At 72.0% G+C, this 19,008-nt stretch carries 18 protein-coding genes; 3 read left to right on the top strand and 15 right to left on the bottom strand.

The window, feature by feature from the left end:
- Positions 1–20: 20 nt before the first annotated feature.
- The 3 genes from AB0J40_RS29585 to AB0J40_RS29595 form a co-directional block, all read right to left on the bottom strand.
- A complete protein-coding gene (locus AB0J40_RS29585) occupies positions 21–1,637 on the bottom strand; it encodes a penicillin-binding transpeptidase domain-containing protein (protein ID WP_364459033.1) in 1,617 nt (538 codons plus the stop codon).
- 86 nt (positions 1,638–1,723) lie between these two features.
- A complete protein-coding gene (gene ileS / locus AB0J40_RS29590) occupies positions 1,724–4,885 on the bottom strand; it encodes an isoleucine--tRNA ligase (protein WP_364459036.1) in 3,162 nt (1,053 codons plus the stop codon).
- 247 nt (positions 4,886–5,132) lie between these two features.
- Positions 5,133–6,443, bottom strand: a complete 1,311-nt coding sequence (locus tag AB0J40_RS29595; protein WP_364459038.1) for an MFS transporter — start codon at positions 6,441–6,443, stop codon at positions 5,133–5,135.
- A gap of 64 nt (positions 6,444–6,507) precedes the next feature.
- Between AB0J40_RS29595 and AB0J40_RS29600 the strand changes: the two genes are divergently transcribed.
- Positions 6,508–7,254, top strand: a complete 747-nt coding sequence (locus AB0J40_RS29600; RefSeq protein WP_364459041.1) for a metalloregulator ArsR/SmtB family transcription factor — start codon at positions 6,508–6,510, stop codon at positions 7,252–7,254.
- Here AB0J40_RS29600 and AB0J40_RS29605 read toward each other — a convergent pair.
- The 11 genes from AB0J40_RS29605 to AB0J40_RS29655 form a co-directional block, all read right to left on the bottom strand.
- Entirely contained in the window at positions 7,251–7,850 is a 600-nt protein-coding gene (locus tag AB0J40_RS29605) for a hypothetical protein (RefSeq protein ID WP_364459044.1), read from the bottom strand. The two genes, AB0J40_RS29600 and AB0J40_RS29605, sit on opposite strands and share 4 nt — an antisense overlap.
- A 122-nt stretch (positions 7,851–7,972) precedes the next feature.
- Complete coding sequence (locus AB0J40_RS29610) at positions 7,973–8,827, bottom strand: DivIVA domain-containing protein (protein ID WP_364459047.1); 855 nt, start codon at positions 8,825–8,827, stop codon at positions 7,973–7,975.
- Positions 8,828–8,879: 52 nt separating this feature from the next.
- Positions 8,880–9,155 carry a YggT family protein gene (locus AB0J40_RS29615; protein ID WP_072477845.1) on the bottom strand — a complete coding sequence of 92 codons (276 nt, stop codon included), beginning with the start codon at positions 9,153–9,155 and terminating at the stop codon, positions 8,880–8,882.
- 116 nt (positions 9,156–9,271) lie between these two features.
- Positions 9,272–9,868, bottom strand: a complete 597-nt coding sequence (sepF, locus tag AB0J40_RS29620; RefSeq protein ID WP_364459050.1) for a cell division protein SepF — start codon at positions 9,866–9,868, stop codon at positions 9,272–9,274.
- Between the two features lie 97 nt (positions 9,869–9,965).
- Complete coding sequence (locus AB0J40_RS29625) at positions 9,966–10,676, bottom strand: YggS family pyridoxal phosphate-dependent enzyme (RefSeq protein ID WP_364459053.1); 711 nt, start codon at positions 10,674–10,676, stop codon at positions 9,966–9,968.
- Positions 10,673–11,377, bottom strand: coding sequence for a peptidoglycan editing factor PgeF (gene pgeF / locus AB0J40_RS29630; protein ID WP_364459056.1), 705 nt, complete (start codon positions 11,375–11,377; stop codon positions 10,673–10,675). Before pgeF ends, AB0J40_RS29625 begins: the two co-directional genes overlap by 4 nt.
- Before the next feature lie 75 nt (positions 11,378–11,452).
- Positions 11,453–12,754 carry a cell division protein FtsZ gene (ftsZ, locus tag AB0J40_RS29635; RefSeq protein WP_364459059.1) on the bottom strand — a complete coding sequence of 434 codons (1,302 nt, stop codon included), beginning with the start codon at positions 12,752–12,754 and terminating at the stop codon, positions 11,453–11,455.
- 243 nt (positions 12,755–12,997) lie between these two features.
- Complete coding sequence (locus AB0J40_RS29640; RefSeq protein WP_364459234.1) at positions 12,998–13,753, bottom strand: anti-sigma factor; 756 nt, start codon at positions 13,751–13,753, stop codon at positions 12,998–13,000.
- Positions 13,754–13,764: 11 nt separating this feature from the next.
- Positions 13,765–14,370, bottom strand: a complete 606-nt coding sequence (gene sigK / locus AB0J40_RS29645) for an ECF RNA polymerase sigma factor SigK (protein WP_364459062.1) — start codon at positions 14,368–14,370, stop codon at positions 13,765–13,767.
- Positions 14,363–15,097 (bottom strand): DUF1365 domain-containing protein, encoded by a 735-nt coding sequence (locus tag AB0J40_RS29650; RefSeq protein ID WP_364459065.1) that lies wholly within the window; start codon positions 15,095–15,097, stop codon positions 14,363–14,365. Before AB0J40_RS29650 ends, sigK begins: the two co-directional genes overlap by 8 nt.
- Positions 15,091–16,359, bottom strand: a complete 1,269-nt coding sequence (locus AB0J40_RS29655; RefSeq protein WP_364459068.1) for an FAD-dependent oxidoreductase — start codon at positions 16,357–16,359, stop codon at positions 15,091–15,093. The genes AB0J40_RS29650 and AB0J40_RS29655 overlap by 7 nt, the downstream gene beginning before the upstream one ends.
- A gap of 82 nt (positions 16,360–16,441) precedes the next feature.
- Here AB0J40_RS29655 and AB0J40_RS29660 point away from each other — a divergent pair, with 82 nt between their 5' ends.
- Together AB0J40_RS29660 and AB0J40_RS29665 are read left to right on the top strand one after the other, a co-directional pair.
- Positions 16,442–17,707 (top strand): cyclopropane-fatty-acyl-phospholipid synthase family protein, encoded by a 1,266-nt coding sequence (locus AB0J40_RS29660; protein WP_364459070.1) that lies wholly within the window; start codon positions 16,442–16,444, stop codon positions 17,705–17,707.
- Positions 17,707–18,468, top strand: coding sequence for a DUF1295 domain-containing protein (locus AB0J40_RS29665; protein WP_364459073.1), 762 nt, complete (start codon positions 17,707–17,709; stop codon positions 18,466–18,468). Before AB0J40_RS29660 ends, AB0J40_RS29665 begins: the two co-directional genes overlap by 1 nt.
- On the opposite strand, the gene AB0J40_RS29670 is transcribed toward AB0J40_RS29665, so the two are convergent.
- Complete coding sequence (locus AB0J40_RS29670; RefSeq protein ID WP_364459076.1) at positions 18,455–18,958, bottom strand: DinB family protein; 504 nt, start codon at positions 18,956–18,958, stop codon at positions 18,455–18,457. The genes AB0J40_RS29665 and AB0J40_RS29670 overlap by 14 nt on opposite strands.
- Positions 18,959–19,008 lie beyond the last annotated feature (50 nt).

A 19,008-nucleotide genomic window follows, 5' to 3' on the forward strand; every position in this document is an offset into this window, starting at 1 on the left:
CTTCGGCCGCGGCCGAAGCGTCAGATCCCCTTCAGGAACTTCGCCGCCAGGGTGACCGCCGGGCCCGAGTCGTTCGAGTTCTCCAGGAGCACCGCGAACGCCACGTTCCCGCGGTACCCGACGAACCAGCCCGTGGCGTTCGAGCCGTCGCCGAACTGGGCCGTGCCGGTCTTGCCGTAGACCTCGCCCGCGCCCGCGGCGCCGCGCCCGGTGCCGCTGGTCACGACGGCTCGCATCATCTTCCGCACCTGGGCGAGCACTGCCGCGGGCGGCGGCGAGTAGCCCTTGACGACCGTGGTGTCCAGGTCGTGCCACAGCCGCGGCGTGAGGGCCTTGCCGGACGCGACCGTGGCCGCCATCAGCGCGCCACCGAGGCAGCTCGCCTGGATCCGGCCCTGGCCGAACCCGTCCTCGACCTGCTCGTCCTTGCTCGCCGCCGGCTCGACCTTGCCCAGCTCGGTGTCGATCCCCGGGATCTCGTAGTCGGCGTTGAGGCCCAGCTCGTTCGCGGCCTTCACCAGCCCGTCGGCCGGCAGGTCCAACGCCAGCTGCCCGAACGTCGTGTTGCAGGAGCGGGCGAACGCCGTCTGCAGGTTCGTCGCGCCCAGCTCGAAGCCCTCGTTCTTGACCGTCCGCGTGCCGACCGTCGCGACGCCGGGGCAATCGACCGGCGACTGCGCGTTCAGGCCGCTCTGCTGGACCGCGGCGACCGAGGTCGCGATCTTGAACGACGAGCCCGGCTCGTACAGACCGTGCAGCGCCTTCGGGTCCTTCCCGGCGGCCGCGTTCTGCGCGACGGCCAGGATGTCGCCCGAGCCGGTGTCGAGCGCGACCATCATCGCCGAGCCCTGGTAGCCGTCGACCGCGGCCTGCGCGGACTTCTGCGCGGTCAGGCTCAGGCTCGACGTCAGCGTCTTCCCTTCGCCGTCGGCCTTCCCGAACAGCGTCTCCACGCTCTTCCCGCTCGTGTCGACGCGCTGGACGGCGAAGCCGCTCCCGCTCGCCGCCGTGACCTGCCCGCCGAGCGCGGACCGCAGCAGCGGCGCCGGGTCGCCGTCGACCGCGCGCAGGCCGCCGGACCCGTTGATCAGCAGCGGCTTGCCGTCACGGTCGGCGACGGCCGTCGTGTCCTGCACCGCCGTGCTGATCACCAGCCGCTGCCCCGCCTCGAGCTTCGGGTGCAGCAGCGCCGGCGCCCAGTGCACGAGCCACTTGCCGCCGGCCTGGGCCAGCTCGAACGGCACGTCGTAGGTCCAGTTGCCCGGCTTCAGCGCCCACGACATGCTGAACGTCCCGCTGGTCCGCTTGGCGCCGGCCGGCGTCGGCTGGAGCACGGTCAGCTTGGCGACGACCGACCGCGGGCTCAGCGTGTTGCGCGCGTCCCGCAGGGCCACCGCGGCGGCGGGCGCGGCGTCGGTCAGCTTGGCCGCCGCGTCCGGGTTGTTCTCGGCCACGTCCTGCAGGTACTCCGTGATCGCCGTGTGCGGGTCGGCCGCGCCCGGGCTCTCCACGCTCGTCGCCCCGGCCTCCGCCTCGGGTGCCGAACCGCCGTTCAGCACGAAGAACGCCGCCACCACGACCACGACGACGAGCAGCGCGCCGCCGATCAGGATGCCGCGTCTCTTCGCAGGACTCATTTCGCGATCCCCTCCCCCAAGGAAGCCGCCCACGAAGCGTCGGGGTGGCCGGTCAGGCGCTCACCTTACCGGCCACCCCCGACAGTTCAGGCCTTTTCGACCGCGACCGTGACCTTCGTGCCGTCGCCGACCGTGCCGGCGGAGCCGTCGGCCACCGCGCCGTGGGTCACCGACGTCGCCAGGGTCTCCGACGCCAGGAACTCCTCGTGCACCCGAGCCGCCTCGACGACGTCGGCGGGCGCGTCCACGGTGAGCGCGATCCGGTCGGCGACGTCCAGCCCGGCGTCGCGGCGGGCCTGCTGCACGACCCGGATCAGGTCGCGGACCACGCCCTCGGCCGCCAGCTCCGGCGTCACCTCGGTGTCGATGAGGACCAGCCCGGACCCGCCGGGCAGCTCCGCCGCCGCGCCGCCGCCCTTGGCGACCAGCCGCCGGTCGAACTCGCCCTCCCGCAGCGTGATGCCGGCCGCGACCACCGCGCCGCCCTGGAACGACCAGTCGCCCGCCTTGACGGCCTTGATCACGGTCTGGACGTCCTTGCCCAGCCGCGGGCCCGCCGCCCGGGCGTTGACCGCGACCTCGAACCCGCCGTGCGCGGCGACGTCGGTGGTCAGCTCGACCGCCTTGACGTTCACCTCGTCGCGCAGGATGTCGGCGAACGGCGCCATCGACTCGGCGTCGTCGGCCGCGACGACCAGCGACGACAGCGGCAGCCGCACGCGCAGCTTGTTCGCCTTGCGCAGCGACAGCGCCGAGGACGCCACCTGCCGCACCCGGTCCATCGCGGTGACCAGCGCCGCGTCCGCGGGCAGGTCGTTCGCGTTCGGCCAGTCGGTCAGGTGCACCGAGCGGCCGCCGGTGAGGCCGCGCCAGACCACCTCGGTGGTGAGCGGCAGCAGCGGCGCCGCGACCCGCGACGTCACCTCCAGCACGGTGTGCAGCGTGTCGATCGCGTCCTTGTCGCCCGCCCAGAAGCGGTCGCGCGAGCGCCGCACGTACCAGTTCGTCAGGACCTCGAGGAAGTCCCGGACGGTCTGGCACGCGCCGGCGACGTCGTAGTGGTCCATCGCGTACTCGACGTCGGTGACGAGCTCGTGCGTCTTCGCCAGGACGTACCGGTCGAGCACGTTCGGCGAATCCGTGCGCCACTTGCCTTCCACGCCTTCGGCGTTCGCGTACAGCGCGAGGAAGTAGTACGAGTTCCACAGCGGCAGCACGGCCTGGCGGACGGCGTCGCGGATGCCCTTGTCGGTGACGACGAGGTTGCCGCCGCGCAGGATCGGGCTCGCCATCAGGTACCAGCGCATGGCGTCGGAGCCGTCGCGCTCGAAGACCTCGTTGACGTCCGGGTAGTTGCGCAGCGACTTCGACATCTTCGCGCCGTCCGAGCCCAGCACGATGCCGTGCGAGACGCAGGTGCGGAACGCCGGCCGGTCGAACAGCGCCGTCGCGAGCACGTGCAGCAGGTAGAACCAGCCGCGGGTCTGCCCGATGTACTCGACGATGAAGTCGCTCGGGTAGTGGTGCTCGAACCAGTCGGCGTTCTCGAACGGGTAGTGCACCTGGGCGTAGGGCATCGAGCCGGAGTCGAACCAGACGTCGAGGACGTCCGGGACGCGGCGCATGGTCGACCTGCCCGTCGGGTCGTCCGGGTTCGGCCGGGTCAGCTCGTCGATGTAGGGCCGGTGCAGGTTGTCCAGCCGCACGCCGAAGTCCGCCTCCAGCTCGTCGAGCGAGCCGTAGACGTCGGTGCGCGGGTACGCCGGGTCGTCGGACTGCCACACCGGGATCGGCGTGCCGAAGTACCGGTTGCGGGAGATCGACCAGTCGATGGCGTTCTCCAGCCACTTCCCGAACTGGCCGTCCTTGACGTTCTCCGGGTACCAGGTGATCTGCTGGTTGAGCTCGACCATCCGGTCCTTGAACTGCGTCACCGCGACGAACCACGACGAGACCGCGCGGTAGATCAGCGGATTCCGGCAGCGCCAGCAGTGCGGGTAGCTGTGGTCGTAGGTTTCGTGCCGCAGCAGGACCGCACCCTGCTGCGCCGCGGATCCGGTGCCGTTCTTGAGGTCCCGCACGATGTTCGGGTTGGCGTCGAAGACCTGCTGGCCCTCGTAGTCCGGCACGGTCGCGTCGAACTTGCCGTGCGCGTCGACCGGCGTGACCGGCGGGATGCCGGCGGCGTCGGTGACGACCTTGTCGTCGGCGCCGTAGGCCGGCGCGATGTGCACGATCCCGGTGCCGTCGTCGGTCGTGACGTAGTCCGCGGCCAGCACCTGGTGGGCGTTCTCGGTGCCGGTGAAGTAGGGGAACGGTGGCGCGTACCGGGTTCCGAGCAGCTGCGTGCCGGTGTAGCGCGCGACGACGGTCGGCTCCTCGCCGAGTTCACGCGCGTACGCGGCAACCCGCGCTTCGGCGAGCAGGAACCGCTTGCCGTCGTGCTCCACGACGACGTACTGCACGTCCGGGTGCACGGCCGTGGCGAGGTTCGACGGCAGCGTCCACGGCGTCGTCGTCCAGATGAGCAGGTAGGCACCGTCGAGGTCGTTCCCGTTGCCCTCCAGGCGGAAACCGACGGTGACGGCCGGGTCCTGGCGGTTGCGGTAGACGTCGGAGTCCATGCCCAGCTCGTGGTTGGACAGCGGCGTCGCGTCGCGCCAGCAGTACGGCAGGACGCGGTAGCCCTCGTACACGAGTCCCTTGTCCCACAGGCGTTTGAACGCCCACAGCACCGACTCCATGTAGGTGACGTCGAGGGTCTTGTAGTCGTTGTCGAAGTCGACCCAGCGCGCCTGGCGGGTGACGTACTCGCGCCACTCGTCGGTGTAGCGGAGGACGGACTCCTGCGAAGCCGCGTTGAACTTCGCGATGCCCATCTCTTCGATCTCGGACGTCTCGGTGATGCCGAGCTGGCGCATCGCTTCGAGCTCGGCGGGCAGGCCGTGGGTGTCCCAGCCGAAGCGGCGCTCGACCTTGCGGCCCTTCATGGTCTGGTAGCGCGGCACCAGGTCCTTGACGTACCCGGTGAGCAGGTGGCCGTAGTGCGGCAGGCCGTTGGCGAAGGGCGGGCCGTCGTAGAAGACGTACTCGTTGTCGCCGTGCTCGCCGGCCGGGCGGGCGTCGATGGTCGCCTGGAACGTCCGGTCCGTCTCCCAGTAGGCGAGGACCTGCTTCTCCAGCGCGGGGAAGGACGGCTGCGACGGAACGCCTGTCGCGCCGTCGTCCAGCTGGGCCTGGGGGTACATCCCGGTGCTCCTCGGTTCGTCGCTCTCGTACGGACGACCGGTTCCCGGTCACCCACACGGGGACGAAACGCCTGGCGGCGCACCGCGGTACCACCCCGCTTGCCTGCCGCGTGGACCGAACCCCGCCGCAGACCGCTTCGTTGACGGCTGTCACGGGCCGCACCCGTCCGGTTCTACTGAGAGCTCGCGCCCCGTTCTTCCGGAGGCTCCCCGGTGATGGCCGGATCGACGCCTTGCTGGTACCAGGTTAACCGGCCTGCGCAACCGGGTTGTCACGAGGGGCACGTATCCCGGCGACCGTCACGCCGATCGCGGCCAGCCACAGTGCGCTCGCGATCAGGCCCACCGCGTGGAGGCCGCCGGCGAAGTCGCCACCCGTCACGGCGCCGAGCACCGCGACGCCGAGCGCGCCGCCGGCCTGGCGGGCGGTGTTGTTGACGCCGCTGGCGACGCCGGCGCGGCCGGGCGGGATGCCGCCGACGGCGGCGGTCACCACCGCCGTCGTCAGCAGGCCCATCCCCACGCCGAGGCCGAGCAGCGTCGGCAGCAGCGCCGGGTAGCCGCTGTTTTCGTTGACCAGCACCAGGTTCAGCGTCCCGAGCGCGCCCAGCGCCAGCCCGGCGACCATGAGCGGCCGCGGCCCGAACCGGCCGGTCAGCCGGCCCGCGACCGGCGCCAGCACGGAGAGCGGGAGGAACAGCGGCAGCACTTCCAGCCCGGCTCGCAGCGGTCCGGCGTGCCGCACGCCCTGCAGGTACAGCGTCAGCACGAGGATGGTGCCGATGCCGACGAAGTTCATCGCCGCCGCGACGAAGTTCGCGGCCGCCGTCCGCCGGGCGATGTCCGGCGGCAGCATCGGGTGCGCCGACCGGTGTTCGACGACCAGGAACGCCGCCAGCAGGACGATCGCGAGCACCCCGGCGAGCACACTCCCGCCGATCACCGCGTAGACGCCCGCCCCGAGCGCGGGCGCCGCCGTCGCGATGCCGCCGAGGTCGACCCGCCCGGGCCCGCGGTCGCCGCGCGGCACGAGCCGCCGGGTCGCGAAGGCGGCCGCCAGCACGATCGGGACGTTGAGCCAGAACACCGGCCGCCAGCCCGCCGCCGCGACGATCGTGCCGCCGAGGACCGGGCCGGCCGCCAGCGCCAGCGCCGACACCCCCGCCCAGATCCCGAGGGCCCGCGCGCGCTCGGCGTGTCCCGGGTGGGCGTTCGTGATCACGGCGAGCGTGCCCGGCAGCAGCAGCGCGGCACCCAGGCCCTGGCCGGCCCGCGCGGCGACGAGCCACGGTGCCGACCCGGCGAGCCCGCACGCGGCCGAGGCCGCGCCGAAGAGCGTGAAGCCCGCGACGACGACCCGGCGGTGCCCGAAGACGTCGCCGAGGGCGCCGCCGGTGAGCAGGAACGCGGCCAGGGCGACCGCGTAGCCGTCGACCACCCACTGCTGCGCGGCGAGACCGCCGTGCAGGTCCGCGCCGATGGTGGGCAGGGCGACGTTGACGACCGTGACGTCCAGCTGCACCAGGAACATCCCGGCGCACATGGTCAGCAGGAGCATGTCCCCAGTGGACCGCGCGGACGCTTCCGTCGCGGTGGAAGTGTGCCGGGGGCATCCTGGAGGCATGGAAGGCGACGCCGACATCGCCCGCACCGCGGCGCTGTTCGCGGACCCGGCGCGGGTCCGCGTGCTGCTGGCGCTGGCCGACGGCCGGGCGCTGGCGGCGTCCGTGCTGGCGGCCGAGGCCCGGCTGTCCGCGCAAGGCGTCAGCGCGCACCTGGCGAAGCTGCGGGACGCGGGGCTGGTCGTCGCGGAGAAGTCGGGGCGGCACCGGTTCTACCGGCTGGCCGGGCCGGACACCGCGGAGCTGCTGGAGACGCTGGCGCGGTTCTCGCCCGCGCAGCCGGTGTCGTCGCTGCGCGAGGGGACGCGGGCGGAGGCGTTGCGGACGGCCCGGACGTGCTACGACCACCTGGCCGGCCGGCTCGGGGTGGCGGTGACGTCGGCGTTGCTCGATCGGCGGGCGCTGTCCGGGGCCGCGGACACGCGACGGCGTCCGGGTGACCGGATTTCGGCTCCGCTGCGCGAACACCCGTACGCGCTGGGTCCGGCGGCGGAGGAGGTGTTCGGCGAGCTGGGGGTGGACCTGGCCGCGGTGGCGGCGGGACGCCGGCCGCTGCTGAGGTTCTGCCTGGACTGGAGCGAGCAGCGCCACCACCTGGCGGGCGCACTGGGCGCGGCGGTCGCGACGCGGTTCGTGGACGCCGGCTGGGTGCGCCGGCGCGGGCAGGCGCACCGCGCCTTGAAGCTGACACCGGAAGGGGCGCTCGCCTTGGCGACTCACCTCGGCGTGGGCGACCTCGCCGCTTAGCGGTGCGCGGCCACCAGCGTCGCGTCGGGGCTACAGCGGTCACACGGGGTGAAGCCGAGCTGGCGGGCTTCGCCGACGCCGATCGGGATGGTGTCGCGGCTGCCCAGCCAGATGCACGTTCTCAGGTGGTAGCGGGGGTGTTCGTCCACCACGACGACCTCGTCTTCAAGGTCGGCCAGGACGGCGATGTCGGCCTCCGACGTCTCCTCTTCGCCCGGCTCACCTTCGGCACCGGTTTCCGCTTCGACCGGCTCCTCCACCGAAGCCGAAGCCGGAGCCGCTTCGGGCTCGGGTTCGGGAGTGTCGGCGGGATCGCCCAGGTCACCGGCCGCCGGGATGAGGACGGTCTGCTCTTCCTCGGCCGGCTTCTCGGCGGGTTCGGCCGGGGCGGGTTCCTCGGCGGGAACCGGCTCGGCCGCGGCCGGGGTCGGTGCCGCGGCCCGGCGACGGCGGCGCAGCCAGTCGAAGACGAGGATCAGCCCCGCCAGCACCGAGAGGCCGATGGAAACCCACGCCCACAGCGACGACGCGGTGATGAGCGCGGTGACGAGCAACCCCAGAGCCGCCAGTACCAGTACCAGGACGATGTAAAGCACGCTGAATTACAGCACGAACAGGGGAAGATCGTCCGCCGACCCGCCCACGTGCGGTACCGGATCGACTCCGAACCGTGGCCTGCCCCGCCGACCGGGTCGGCGGGGCAGGCCCGGGACGAAACTCAGCCGGCCTCGGCCCGCGGGCCGAACGAGTAGCCCTGGCCGCCGCTGGACGATCCCGACGACTGGCCGGAGCCCGACGAGGCCGACGCGGGTGCGGCGGAGCCGCGGTCGTCGAGCTCGCGCAGCTGGGACTCGAGGAACCCGCGCAACCGCGTGCGGTACTCCCGCTCGATCGTGCGCAGCTCTTCGATCTTCTTGCCCAGCCCGCTCTTCTCGGCGTTGAGGCTGTTCATCGTCTCGGTGTACTTCCGCTGGGACTCGCGCTCCAGCGTGGTCGCCTTGTCGCGCGCCTGGCGCTCCAGGGTCTCGGCCCGGGTCCGCGCGTCGTTCAGCATCGTGTCGACGCGGGTACGGGCCTCGTTGACCATCGAGTCGGACTTCGCCCGCGCGTCCGAGAGCAGCTGCTCGGACTTGGTGCGGGCCTCGGCCAGCATCCCGTCGGACTCGGTCTTCGCCTCGGCGGTCAGCCGGTCGGCCATCTCCTGGGCCAGGCCCAGGACCTTGGCGGCCTGCACGTTCGGCTCGGCGCTGTCGCCGACCATCGAGTGCGCCTGGGTCTGCTCCATGGCGGACTGCGGCGGCGGCACCGGCGCGAGGCGCCGCGACGGCTCTTCACGCATCGGGGGCGCGCCGACGTTCGCCTTGGCGTTCTCGAGCTCGGAACGAGTCGATTCGAGCTCGGCGTCGAGCTGCTCCATCTGCTGGCGCAGCTCGTTGTTGTCCTCGATCAAGCGGGCCAGCTCGGTCTCCACCAGGTCGAGGAACGCGTCCACCTCGTCCTCGTTGTAGCCCCTCTTGCCGATGGGCGGCTTGCTGAACGCGACGTTATGCACGTCAGCGGGGGTCAACGACATCAGATCACCTCACGCACTCCATGGCCTGCAGGGTCCACCCAAGTCTCCCCGATCAACTTGGAGTCGCCAGTTGCATCGCGAAGAACACAACCAACAGCAGCACCATAATCGACAAGTCCAGTCCGACGCCGCCGATTCGAACCATCGGAATGATTCGTCTGAACAGACGAACCGGCGGGTCCGTCACTGTGTAGATGGTCTCGAGCGTCACCGCAACCCCCCCGGCCGGATGCCACTCACGCGCGAAGGTCCGGACGAGTTCGATCACGATCCGCGCCGTCAGCAGCAGCCAGAAGGCGAACAGCACGTACCAGACGACCAGCCACACAGCTTCCACGTACCTACTCTAACCATGCGCCTCCGGTGAAGACGCTGCCTGAGGGGGTCGACGCCGCATCGGGTCGACAAAATCACGTCTGCTTGCGCTCAGCGGTAACCGCGACTTCAGCCGCGCAGGAACAATCCGCCCTCGGCAATCCGCCGGCGGTCTTCCGCCGTCACGTCCACATCGGGCGGTGAGAGAAGGAACACCTTGTTGGTGACCTTGTCCATCGACCCTCTGAGCGCGAACGCGAGCCCGGCGGCGAAGTCGACGAGCCGCTTGGCGTCCGCGTTCTCCATCTCGGTGAGGTTGATGATCACCGGGATGCCCTCGCGGTAGTGCTCGCCGATCGCCCGCGCCTCGACGTAGCTCGTCGGGTGCAGCGTCGTGATCCGGCTGAGCGGATCCCGCAGCGGCGGCCGGACGGGCTCGGTGACCGGGCGCAGGCGCGCGACGGGCTCCGGCTGCCGGTCGACCGCAAGCGCGCCGTGGACGGCGGGCTCGACGGTGGCCACGGAGCGTGACCGGCTGCGGCTGACGGGCTCGTCGTACGTGTCGTCGACGTCGCGGTACCGTGAGCGGGACGACCGCGGCGCCGGCTCCTCGTAGGAGTCGTAGTCGTCGTCGTAACCGCGACGGTAGTCGTCCCCGTCGTCGTAGCCGTCGTCGTCCGCGGGCACCATCCCGAAGTAGGCCTTCAGCTTCTGCAGCGCGCTCATGCCTCTCCCTAGCCCTAGCCGCTCCCGCACTGACTGTGTTCCACGCCGTCAGTGCCCCGCACGGGCGACCACTAAACGTGACGACCGCGCGAGCTCCCTACGGCGAGGCTAAACCGCGTCCACCGAGCAACGCGGTTCCGACACGCACACAGGTCGAGCCGTGCGTGATCGCCTGCTCGAGATCATGGCTCATCCCGGCGGACACGTCTGCGGCATTCGGGTGATCTTTGCGGAGGGCCTCACCCGCGCGGGCGAGCCGTTCGAAAGCGGCCGCGGGGTCGGCGCCGAGCGGCGCGACGGCCATCAGGCCGCGAAGCCGCAGTTCGCCCGTGTGAGTGACATGCTCGGCGAGCGCGCCGAGCTCGGCCAGCGGGCAGCCGCCGCGGTCCGGGTCGTCGTCGAGGCTGGCCTGGATCAGCACGTCGAGGGGTTCGTCACGTATCTGGGCGTCCCTCGCCGCACGCACCGCCTTCGCGAGCGCGTCGGCGAGCCGGGCGGAATCCAGGGACTGCACTTCCTGCGCCCAGCCGACCACGGACCGTGCCTTGTTCCGCTGCAGCCGGCCGACCATGTGCCAGCGCAGCCCGGGGACCTCGGCGGCTTTCGGGCCGGCCTCCTGGTCGCGGTTCTCGCCGACGTTCGTGACGCCCAGCTCGGCCAGCAGCGCGACGTCGGACGCGGGGAACGTCTTGGTGATCGCGATCAGCTTGACCTCGTCGCGGGCGCGCCCGGCGGCGCGGCACGCGGCGGCGATCCGCGCTTCGACCTCGGCGAGGTTCGCGGCCAGCTCGGCCTTGCGGCCGGTCACGCTTCGATCCAGGTGATGCCCGCGATCCGCCCGGTGGTCCCGTCGCGGCGGTAGCTGAAGAGCGTCTTGTCCTCGTTCGTGCAGCGCGGGTCGACGCCGATCTTGCCGACGCCGAGGTCGGCGAGCTGCCGCCAGAGGCCGGCGCGCAGGTCGAGGCCGGGCGTCCCCGTGCGGGTCTTGCAGGCGCTGCCGGGCACGTGCTTCTCGACGTCGGCGGCCATCGCGGCCGGGACCTCGTAGCAGTCGCCGCAGATGGCCGGGCCCAGCAGCGCTTCGATGCGGCCCACCTCGGCGCCGGCCGCCCGCATGGCTTCGACGGCGGCGGGGACGACGCCGACCCGCGCGCCGACGCGGCCGGCGTGCACCGCCGAGACCACCCCGGCCTCGGCGTCGGCCAGCAGGATCGGGACGCAGTCGGCGACCAGCACCACCAGCGCCACGCCCGGGGTGGCGGTCACCAGCGCGTCGGTCGCCTCGGCCGCCCGGGTCTGGGAGCCGTCCACTGTGGTCGCCGTGCGGCCGTGGACCTGTTCCATCCAGGCGAGCTTGTCCTCGGCCAGCCCCAGCTCGGCCGCGAGCCGCTTGCGGTTGGCGAAGACGTTCCCCTCGTCGTCGCCGACGTGGTCCGCCAGGTTGAACGTGTCGTACGGCGGCCGCGACGCGCCGCCCGCCCTGGTCGTGACCACTCGCCGAACCCGCACGAATCCTCCTGAGCATCGATGAAGGCCACCGCCCACCGACTCTAGTCAGCGGGCGATGGCCTCCATCAAGTGTGGCTAGCGCCGCATGAACGGCGGGACGTCGACCTCGTCGTCGGACGGGTCGTCGTGCACCGGCATCGCGCGCCCGGGCAGGCTGCCCTGGGTCGCGTTGGACCCGAGCGGCGAGTAGCCGCGCGAGCCGCCGCCGGGCTGCGGGAGCCCGCCCGCGGGCTGGTTGCCCGTGGCCGAGGGCAGCGGCGAGTGCGACCGCGGCGGCGCCACCGGGTAGCCGGAGCTGCCGGCCGACGGCACCGGGGTGGCCCCCGACGGCGGCGTCGGCGGGTTCGAGACCTGGCCGGCCGAAGCCGACGCGGTGGTCCCCGACGTCCGCGAGCCGAACGCCGGCGGGTCGAGCTTCTTGTGCGTCGGCGCGCCCGCGTCGAACCCGGCCGCGATCACCGTGACGCGGACCTCGTCGCCGAGCGAGTCGTCGATGATCGTGCCGAAGATGATGTTGGCGTCCGGGTGCGCGGACTCCTGCACCAGCGACGCGGCCTCGTTGATCTCGAACAGGCCCAGGTCGGAGCCGCCGGCGATGGACAGCAGCGCGCCGTGGGCGCCGTCCATCGACGCCTCCAGCAGCGGCGAGTTGATCGCCTTCTCCGCGGCCTGGATGGCCCGGCCCTCGCCGCGCGCCGAGCCGATGCCCATCAGCGCGGAGCCCGCGCCGGACATGACGCTCTTGACGTCGGCGAAGTCCAGGTTGATCAGGCCCGGCGTGGTGATCAGGTCGGTGATGCCCTGGACACCGGACAGCAGCACCTCGTCCGCGGAGCGGAACGCGTCCATCAGCGACACGCCGATGTCGCCGAGCTGCAGCAGCCGGTCGTTCGGGATCACGATCAGCGTGTCGCACTCGTTGCGCAGCTGCTGGATGCCGTCCTCGGCCTGCTTGCCGCGGCGCTTGCCCTCGAAGGTGAACGGGCGGGTCACGACGCCGATGGTCAGCGCGCCCAGCTTGCGGGCGATCTGCGCCACGACGGGCGCGCCACCGGTCCCCGTGCCGCCGCCTTCACCGGCGGTCACGAACACCATGTCGGCGCCCTTGATGACCTCTTCGATCTCTTCGCGGTGGTCTTCGGCGGCCTTCTGGCCGACCTCGGGGGCGGCGCCCGCGCCGAGGCCGCGGGTCAGTTCCCGGCCGATGTCGAGCTTGACGTCGGCGTCGGACATGAGCAGTGCCTGCGCGTCGGTGTTCACCGCGATGAACTCGACACCCTTGAGGCCGACCTCGATCATGCGGTTCACGGCGTTCACGCCGCCACCGCCGATGCCGACCACCTTGATCACCGCAAGGTAGTTGTGCGGGGGCGTCATCGAAGTCCGCCTTCCTGATCGTTGTGCCCGTACAGCCCGCCGGCCGGTGATCGACTCTCAACCTCAACCCCAGATCGAGAGTTATGTCAACTGCCGACGTTAGGCAGGACGGTAGGCACCAGGCAGGCTCTAATCCAGTAGGCACGCCGTGTGTCGCAAAGGTGTTTTGCCACAACACGTTCGAGCGCGCAAGAGCGAGGAGCCGCGAACACCGCCCCGGCCCGATCTGCTATGGCGGTCCGGTCAGGCCGGCGCGGGCATGCTCATGAGCACGTCGGTGGGCGCCCCGCTGGGCGATCCGCCTGCCGGTTCGACGCTCACCGCCAGGTGGTCGGCGTTCCCGATCCCCTGGGCCACGACCAGGCCACCGTCGTCGGCGGGGGCGATCACCCCGGCCGACCGCGGCGCGCCGGTACCGGTGATCAGCCAGGCCTCGTAGACCTTCCCGCCCGGCTGCGCCGGCAGGCCGGCGTCCATCACCATCACGCGGTCCAGCGACTTCGACAGGATGACCGTCACCCCGCCGCCGCCGGGTGCCTCGCCGTGCGCGGTCTTCGCGTCCGGCGCGGCGAGCAGCGCCGCCACCGGCTCGTAGCGGTCCCGCGCCTGGTCGAGCCGGGTCTGCGCGGCCTGCAGCTCCTGCTGCTGGGTCAGCGCGATGCCGCCGAAGACGCCGCCCGCGGCGAGCCCGACGACGGCGGCCGCGGCTGCTACGACGACCGCCCAGCGCGGCGCCCGCGCCGACCGGCGGGACCGCTCGGGCGAGCCGGGCCGGGTCCGCGGCGGCAGCTGGCGGGTGGCGTGCATGGCCGCCAGCACGCGGTCCTTGAACTCCGGCGGCGGCTCCTCGGCCATCGCCGCGCCGAGCCGGGCCGCGGTCGCGCGCAGCTCGGCCACCTCCTGCGCGCAGGAGTCGCACTGTTCGAGGTGGCGGGCGAACTCCGCGCGCTCGACGTCGTTGACCGCGTCGAGGGCGAAGGCGCCGGCCAGGGTGTGCATTTCGGGCGTGCTCAAGCGGTCACCCCCAGGCAGTCCCGCAGGCGGATCAGCCCGTCCCGCAGCCGCGTCTTGATGGTTCCCTGCGGCGTCGACAGCACTTCGGCCACCTCGCGATACGTATAGCCCTGGTAGTAGGCGAGCAGCACGGACTCGCGCTGCAGATCGGTCAGGAAGGACAGGCACCGGCGCACCTGCGAGCGTTCGAGCCGCGCGGTGACGGACTCGGCGACCTCGTCGAACGGGCGGCCGCGGGCGGCCTCGAAGGTCGCCTTCTGCTCGCGCTCGGTGCTGGCGCGCGCCGAGCGGACGCGGTCGACCGCGCGGCGGTGCGCCAGTGTCATCGCCCAGTTCAGCGCCGAGCCCTTGTCGGGGGCGTACCGCGTCGCGGTGCGCCACAGCTCGACGAGGACCTCCTGGGCGACCTCTTCGGACTGCGCCGCGTCGCGCACGATCCGCCGGACGAGCCCGAAGATCGGCCCGGCGAGCTGGTCGTAGAGCAGCTCGAAGGCGCGCTCGTCGCCCTTCGCGACGCGCACCATCAGCTCTTCGGCCGTCGGACCGGCCGGCGTGGTTTCGGGCACCGGCGCCAGGGAACGCCGGCGGGCCTGCTCATCCATGCAGCTGTCCTCCGGCGGTCTGCGGGGTGCGCGGCACGACCGCGGCCTTGCGCAGCCACAACGCGACGCCGTGGCGGCGGATCAGCGCGGACACCCGCTGCGGGAGCAGCGGCCGGGCCAGCACGAGCCGGGCCAGCCACCGCGGGTTCACCGGGCGGCGAACTCCCCGCAGCGTAGCGACCAACGGCGTCGAGGTCCCGCGGCGCAACGCGACGGTGAGGTCGAGCAGCGCTTCCGGGCGGGGCAGGCGCATCCGGTACTCGCCGTCCATCTCCTGGAACGGCGAGACGTAGAACTCCTTGGCCGCGCGGGCGAGCCCGGCTTCGTCGGGGCGCAGCAGGTAGGCGTGCCGGCCGCCGTAGGTGTTGTGCACCTCGGCGACGACGCACTCGAGGCGGCCCGCCGGGTCGTGGCACCAGTAGACGCTGATCGGGTTGAACACGTACCCGAGCACGCGCGCGGCGGCGAGCATGACGACCTGCCCGCCGCCCAGGTCGACCCCGCGCCCGGCCAGCCACGCGTCCAGCTTTTCCCGGATCCCGCGCGGGTCTCCCGCGACGAAGTGGTCGCGGGCGTCGAAGCGGGCGAACGGGCGCAGCCACCACGGCAGCCGCGGCAGGTCGTCCAGGTCGACCCGCCACAGGTAGACGCGGTGGGCGAAGGCGTGCGGCGGGTCGATCCGCCGCACGTGCGCGACCGTGGCGTCGTAGAGCGCGTTCGTCACCACACGACTCCCAAGCTTTCGGCGGCGCGGGCCCCCGAAGCGCAGCCGTCTTCGTGGAAGCCCCAGCCGTGGTAGGCCCCGGCGTAGGCGAGCACGCCGTCGTTCAGCTCGGGCAGCCGTCGTTGCGCCGCAACGGATTCCGGCGTGTAGACGGGGTGCTCGTACTGCATCTTCGCGACGAGGCGGTCCGGGCCGGGGCCGTCGCCGGGGTTGAGCGTGACGACGTAGCCGGTCGGCTCGTCGAGGCGCATCAGGCGGTTCATGTCGTAGCTGACCTGGACCGCGCCGGTCGGCGCGCCGCACACCGGGGCGCGGTAGTTCCACCCCGCGCGCGCGTCGGCCAGCGAAGGCAGGACGCTCGTGTCGGTGTGCAGCCAGGCTTCGTTGGCGGAGTAGCGGAACGCGCCGAGCACCTCGCGCTCGGCTCCGGTCGGGTTGGCGAGCAGGGCCAGGGCCTGGTCGGCGTGCGTGGCGACGACGGCCTTGGCGACCCGGTGCGGCGTGTCGGCGTCGTCGCGGATCTCGAGGCCGCCCGCGGTCCGCAGCACCGAGCGCACCGGCGTCGACAGGTGGACGGCGGTGAGCTGCTTCGCCGCGCGTTCGACGTATTCGCGCGACCCGCCGGCGACCGTCCGCCAGGTCGGCGAATTCTTGACGCTCAGCATGCCGTGGTTGCGCAGGAACTCGAACAGGTACCGCGCCGGGTAGCGGAGGGTGTCGCTGCGGTCGGCCGACCAGACCGTCGACACCAGCGGCAGCATGAAGTGGTCGACGAAGTAGCGGGTGTAGCCGCCGATGGCCAGGAACGCGCCGAGCGTGACGTCGCCGGCGTCCGTCGCCGCCAGCAGCCGCTTCGCGTGCCGGTGGAACCGCTTCACCTCCCCCAGCATCCGCAGGTAGCGCGGCCGCGCGAGGTTGCCGCGCTGGGCGAACAGCCCGGCCAGCCCCTTCGCGCCGGCGTACTGCAGGCCGCAGCCGTCGCACCGGATGCTCATCGACATCTCGGTGTCGCGCGTGCGCACCCCGAGCTCGCCGAACAGCCGCAGCAACGTCGGGTAGGTGCGCTCGTTGTGGACGATGAAGCCGGAGTCCACGCCGATCGTGCCGCCGTGCGAGCTCGGCACGTCGTGCGTGTGCGCGTGCCCGCCGAGGCGGTCGTCCGCCTCGAAGAGCAGCACCTCGTACTTGCGTTGCAGCAGGTATGCCGCCGTCAGCCCGGCCACCCCGCTGCCGATGACGGCGATGCGTTCTCCCGTGATCTCCACACCGGTCCTTCGCGGCCGCCTCGCGTTCGGATTGGCTCGGGGCCGGACCAATCCACCGCGCCGCGGAGAGCGAATCCCGGACATGCCGAACAGCACCGCGCACCGCCTCGCCTCGTTCGCCGAAAAGCTCCTCGGCGGGCAGCTCCCCGTCGGCCTGCGGACCTGGGACGGAACCCGCGCCGGCCCAGTGGACGCGCCCACGGTGGTGCTGCGCAACCGCCGTGCCCTGCGCCGCCTCCTCTACGCGCCCGGCGAGCTGGGGCTCGCCCGCGCCTACGTCACCGGCGACCTCGATGTCGAGGGAGACCTGACGGACGGCTTCCGCCGGATCTGGGCCCTCACCCGCTCGGGGGAGCTGAAGCGGGCGAAGCTCGGCCCGCGGGAGTGGGCCGAAGCCGTCCGGCTCGCCGCCCGGCTGGGCGTCGCCGGGCCGCCGCCGAAGCCGCCCGCCGAGGAGGCCCGGCTGACGGGCAAGCTGCACAGCCTGCTGCGCGACAAGTCCGCGATCGCCCACCACTACGACCTCGGCAACGCCTTCTACCAGCTGCTGCTGGACGAGTCGATGGCCTACTCGAGCGCGTACTTCACCACCGAGTCGCAGAGCCTCGACCAGGCGCAGCACGACAAGCTGGAGCTGATCTGCCGCAAGCTGGGCCTGCGGCCGGGGATGCGGCTGCTGGACATCGGCTGCGGGTGGGGCTCGCTGCTCGTCCACGCGGCCAAGCACCACGGCGTCGAGGCCGTCGGCATCACGCTGTCGGCCGAGCAGCTGCAGCACATCCGCGGCCGGCTCGCCCAGCACGACCTCGAAGACCGCGTCGAGGTGCGCCGCCAGGACTACCGCGAGCTGCCGGACGCGCCGTTCGACGCGGTCGCGTCCATCGAGATGGGCGAGCACGTCGGCGAGATCAACTACCCGGCGTACGCGGCGACGCTGCACAAGATGGTCAAGCCCGGCGGCCGGGTGCTGCTCCAGCAGATGTCCCGCGGGAACGTCGCGCCCGGCGGCGGCGCGTTCATCGAGCGGTACATCGCCCCGGACATGACGATGCGGCCGGTCGGCCGGACGGTCGACCACCTCGAGACCGCGGGCCTCGAGGTGCGGGACGTGCACGCGATGCGCGAGCACTACGTCTGGACGGTCCGGGCCTGGGCCGCCACCCTGGAGGAGAACTGGGCCGACGTCGTCGCGCTGATCGGCGAGACGGGCGCGCGGGTCTGGCGGCTGTACCTGGTGGGTGGGGCGCTGGCGTTCGAGGAGAACCGGATGGGTGTGGACCAGATCCTTTCCGTGCGGCCCGACGAGCACGGCCGCTCCGGGATGCCGGCGACGCGGGAGTGGTGCTGATGCCGCAGCTGCTCGTCACGGCCGCCGTCACGCTCGTGGCGGTGGTGGTGACCTTCGGGATCGCGCGGGCGCGCAAGCGCTACGACACCATCGACACGTTCTGGGGACTGGGGTTCGCGCTCGTCGCGGTCACCGCGTTCCCGTTCGGCGACGGCCCGCTCTCGTTGCGGCTCGTGGTGGTGCTCCTGACGGTCGTCTGGGGCGTGCGGCTGTCGGTGCACCTGCACCTGCGCAACCACAAGCTGCCCGAGGATCCGCGGTACGCGCGGATGGGCTACGGGCCGCTGAAGATGTTCGTGCGGATCTACCTGTTCCAGGCCGTGGTGTTGTACTTCGTCTCCCTCCCGGTGCAGTTCGCGGTGGACGGCACGGGGATCGGCGTCCTTGGCTGGCTGGGCATCGTGGTGTGGGTGGTCGGCTTCGGGTTCGAGACGGTCGGCGACGAGCAGCTGCGCCGCTTCAAGGCGGACCCGGCTTCGAAGGGCAAGGTGCTCGACACCGGGTTGTGGCGCTACACGCGGCACCCGAACTACTTCGGCGACGCGTGCGTGTGGTGGGGCCTGTACCTGCTGGCGTGCTCGACGTGGCCGGGCGCGCTGACGATCCTCTCCCCCGTGGCGATGACGTTCACCCTGGCCCGCGGGACCGGGAAACCCATGCTGGAGAAGGGAATGGCGCGCACGCGCCCGGCGTACGCGCAGTACGTCGAGCGCACCAGCGGGTTCTTCCCGTTGCCGCCGAAGAAGGTCACTCCCCGGTGAGCCCGTCGGTGAGCTCGCGCAGCACGTCGAGGTGCCCGACGTGCCGCGCGGTCTCCTCGATCATGTGCGTGAGGACCCAGCGGACGTTGAAGGTCTCGTCCTTGTGGGTCACTTCGTCGTCGAGGCTGTGTTTCGCAACGATCTCCCGGCTGCGGGCGCACTGCTTCTCGTAGCCGGCGAGCAGGGTTTCGAGGTTGGTGCCGGGCGAGACCCGGAACTCCGCGTCCGGGTCCTGCTCGAGCTTTTCCGCCCAGGTGTCCTCCTCGCCGTCGACGACCACGGCGAACCAGAACCACTCGTTGAGCGTCAGGTGGGCCACCAGGCCGGCGACGGTCGTCAGTTCGCTCGGCAGGTGCACCTGACGGGCCTGGTCTTCGGTGAGCCCGCCGGACTTCCAAGCGACGGTCGCGCGGTGGTAGTCGAGCAGGGTGGTCAGGATCTCGCGCTCGCCACCGGTGAGCGGGACCTGCGGGCGGTCGGGTCCGGTCATGCCGGGCACTGTGCCAGAGGGGTCCGACACTTCCGATACCTTGCGCACGA

The sequence above is a fragment of the Amycolatopsis sp. NPDC049691 genome (assembly GCF_040675005.1).
Lineage (GTDB): Bacteria > Actinomycetota > Actinomycetes > Mycobacteriales > Pseudonocardiaceae > Amycolatopsis.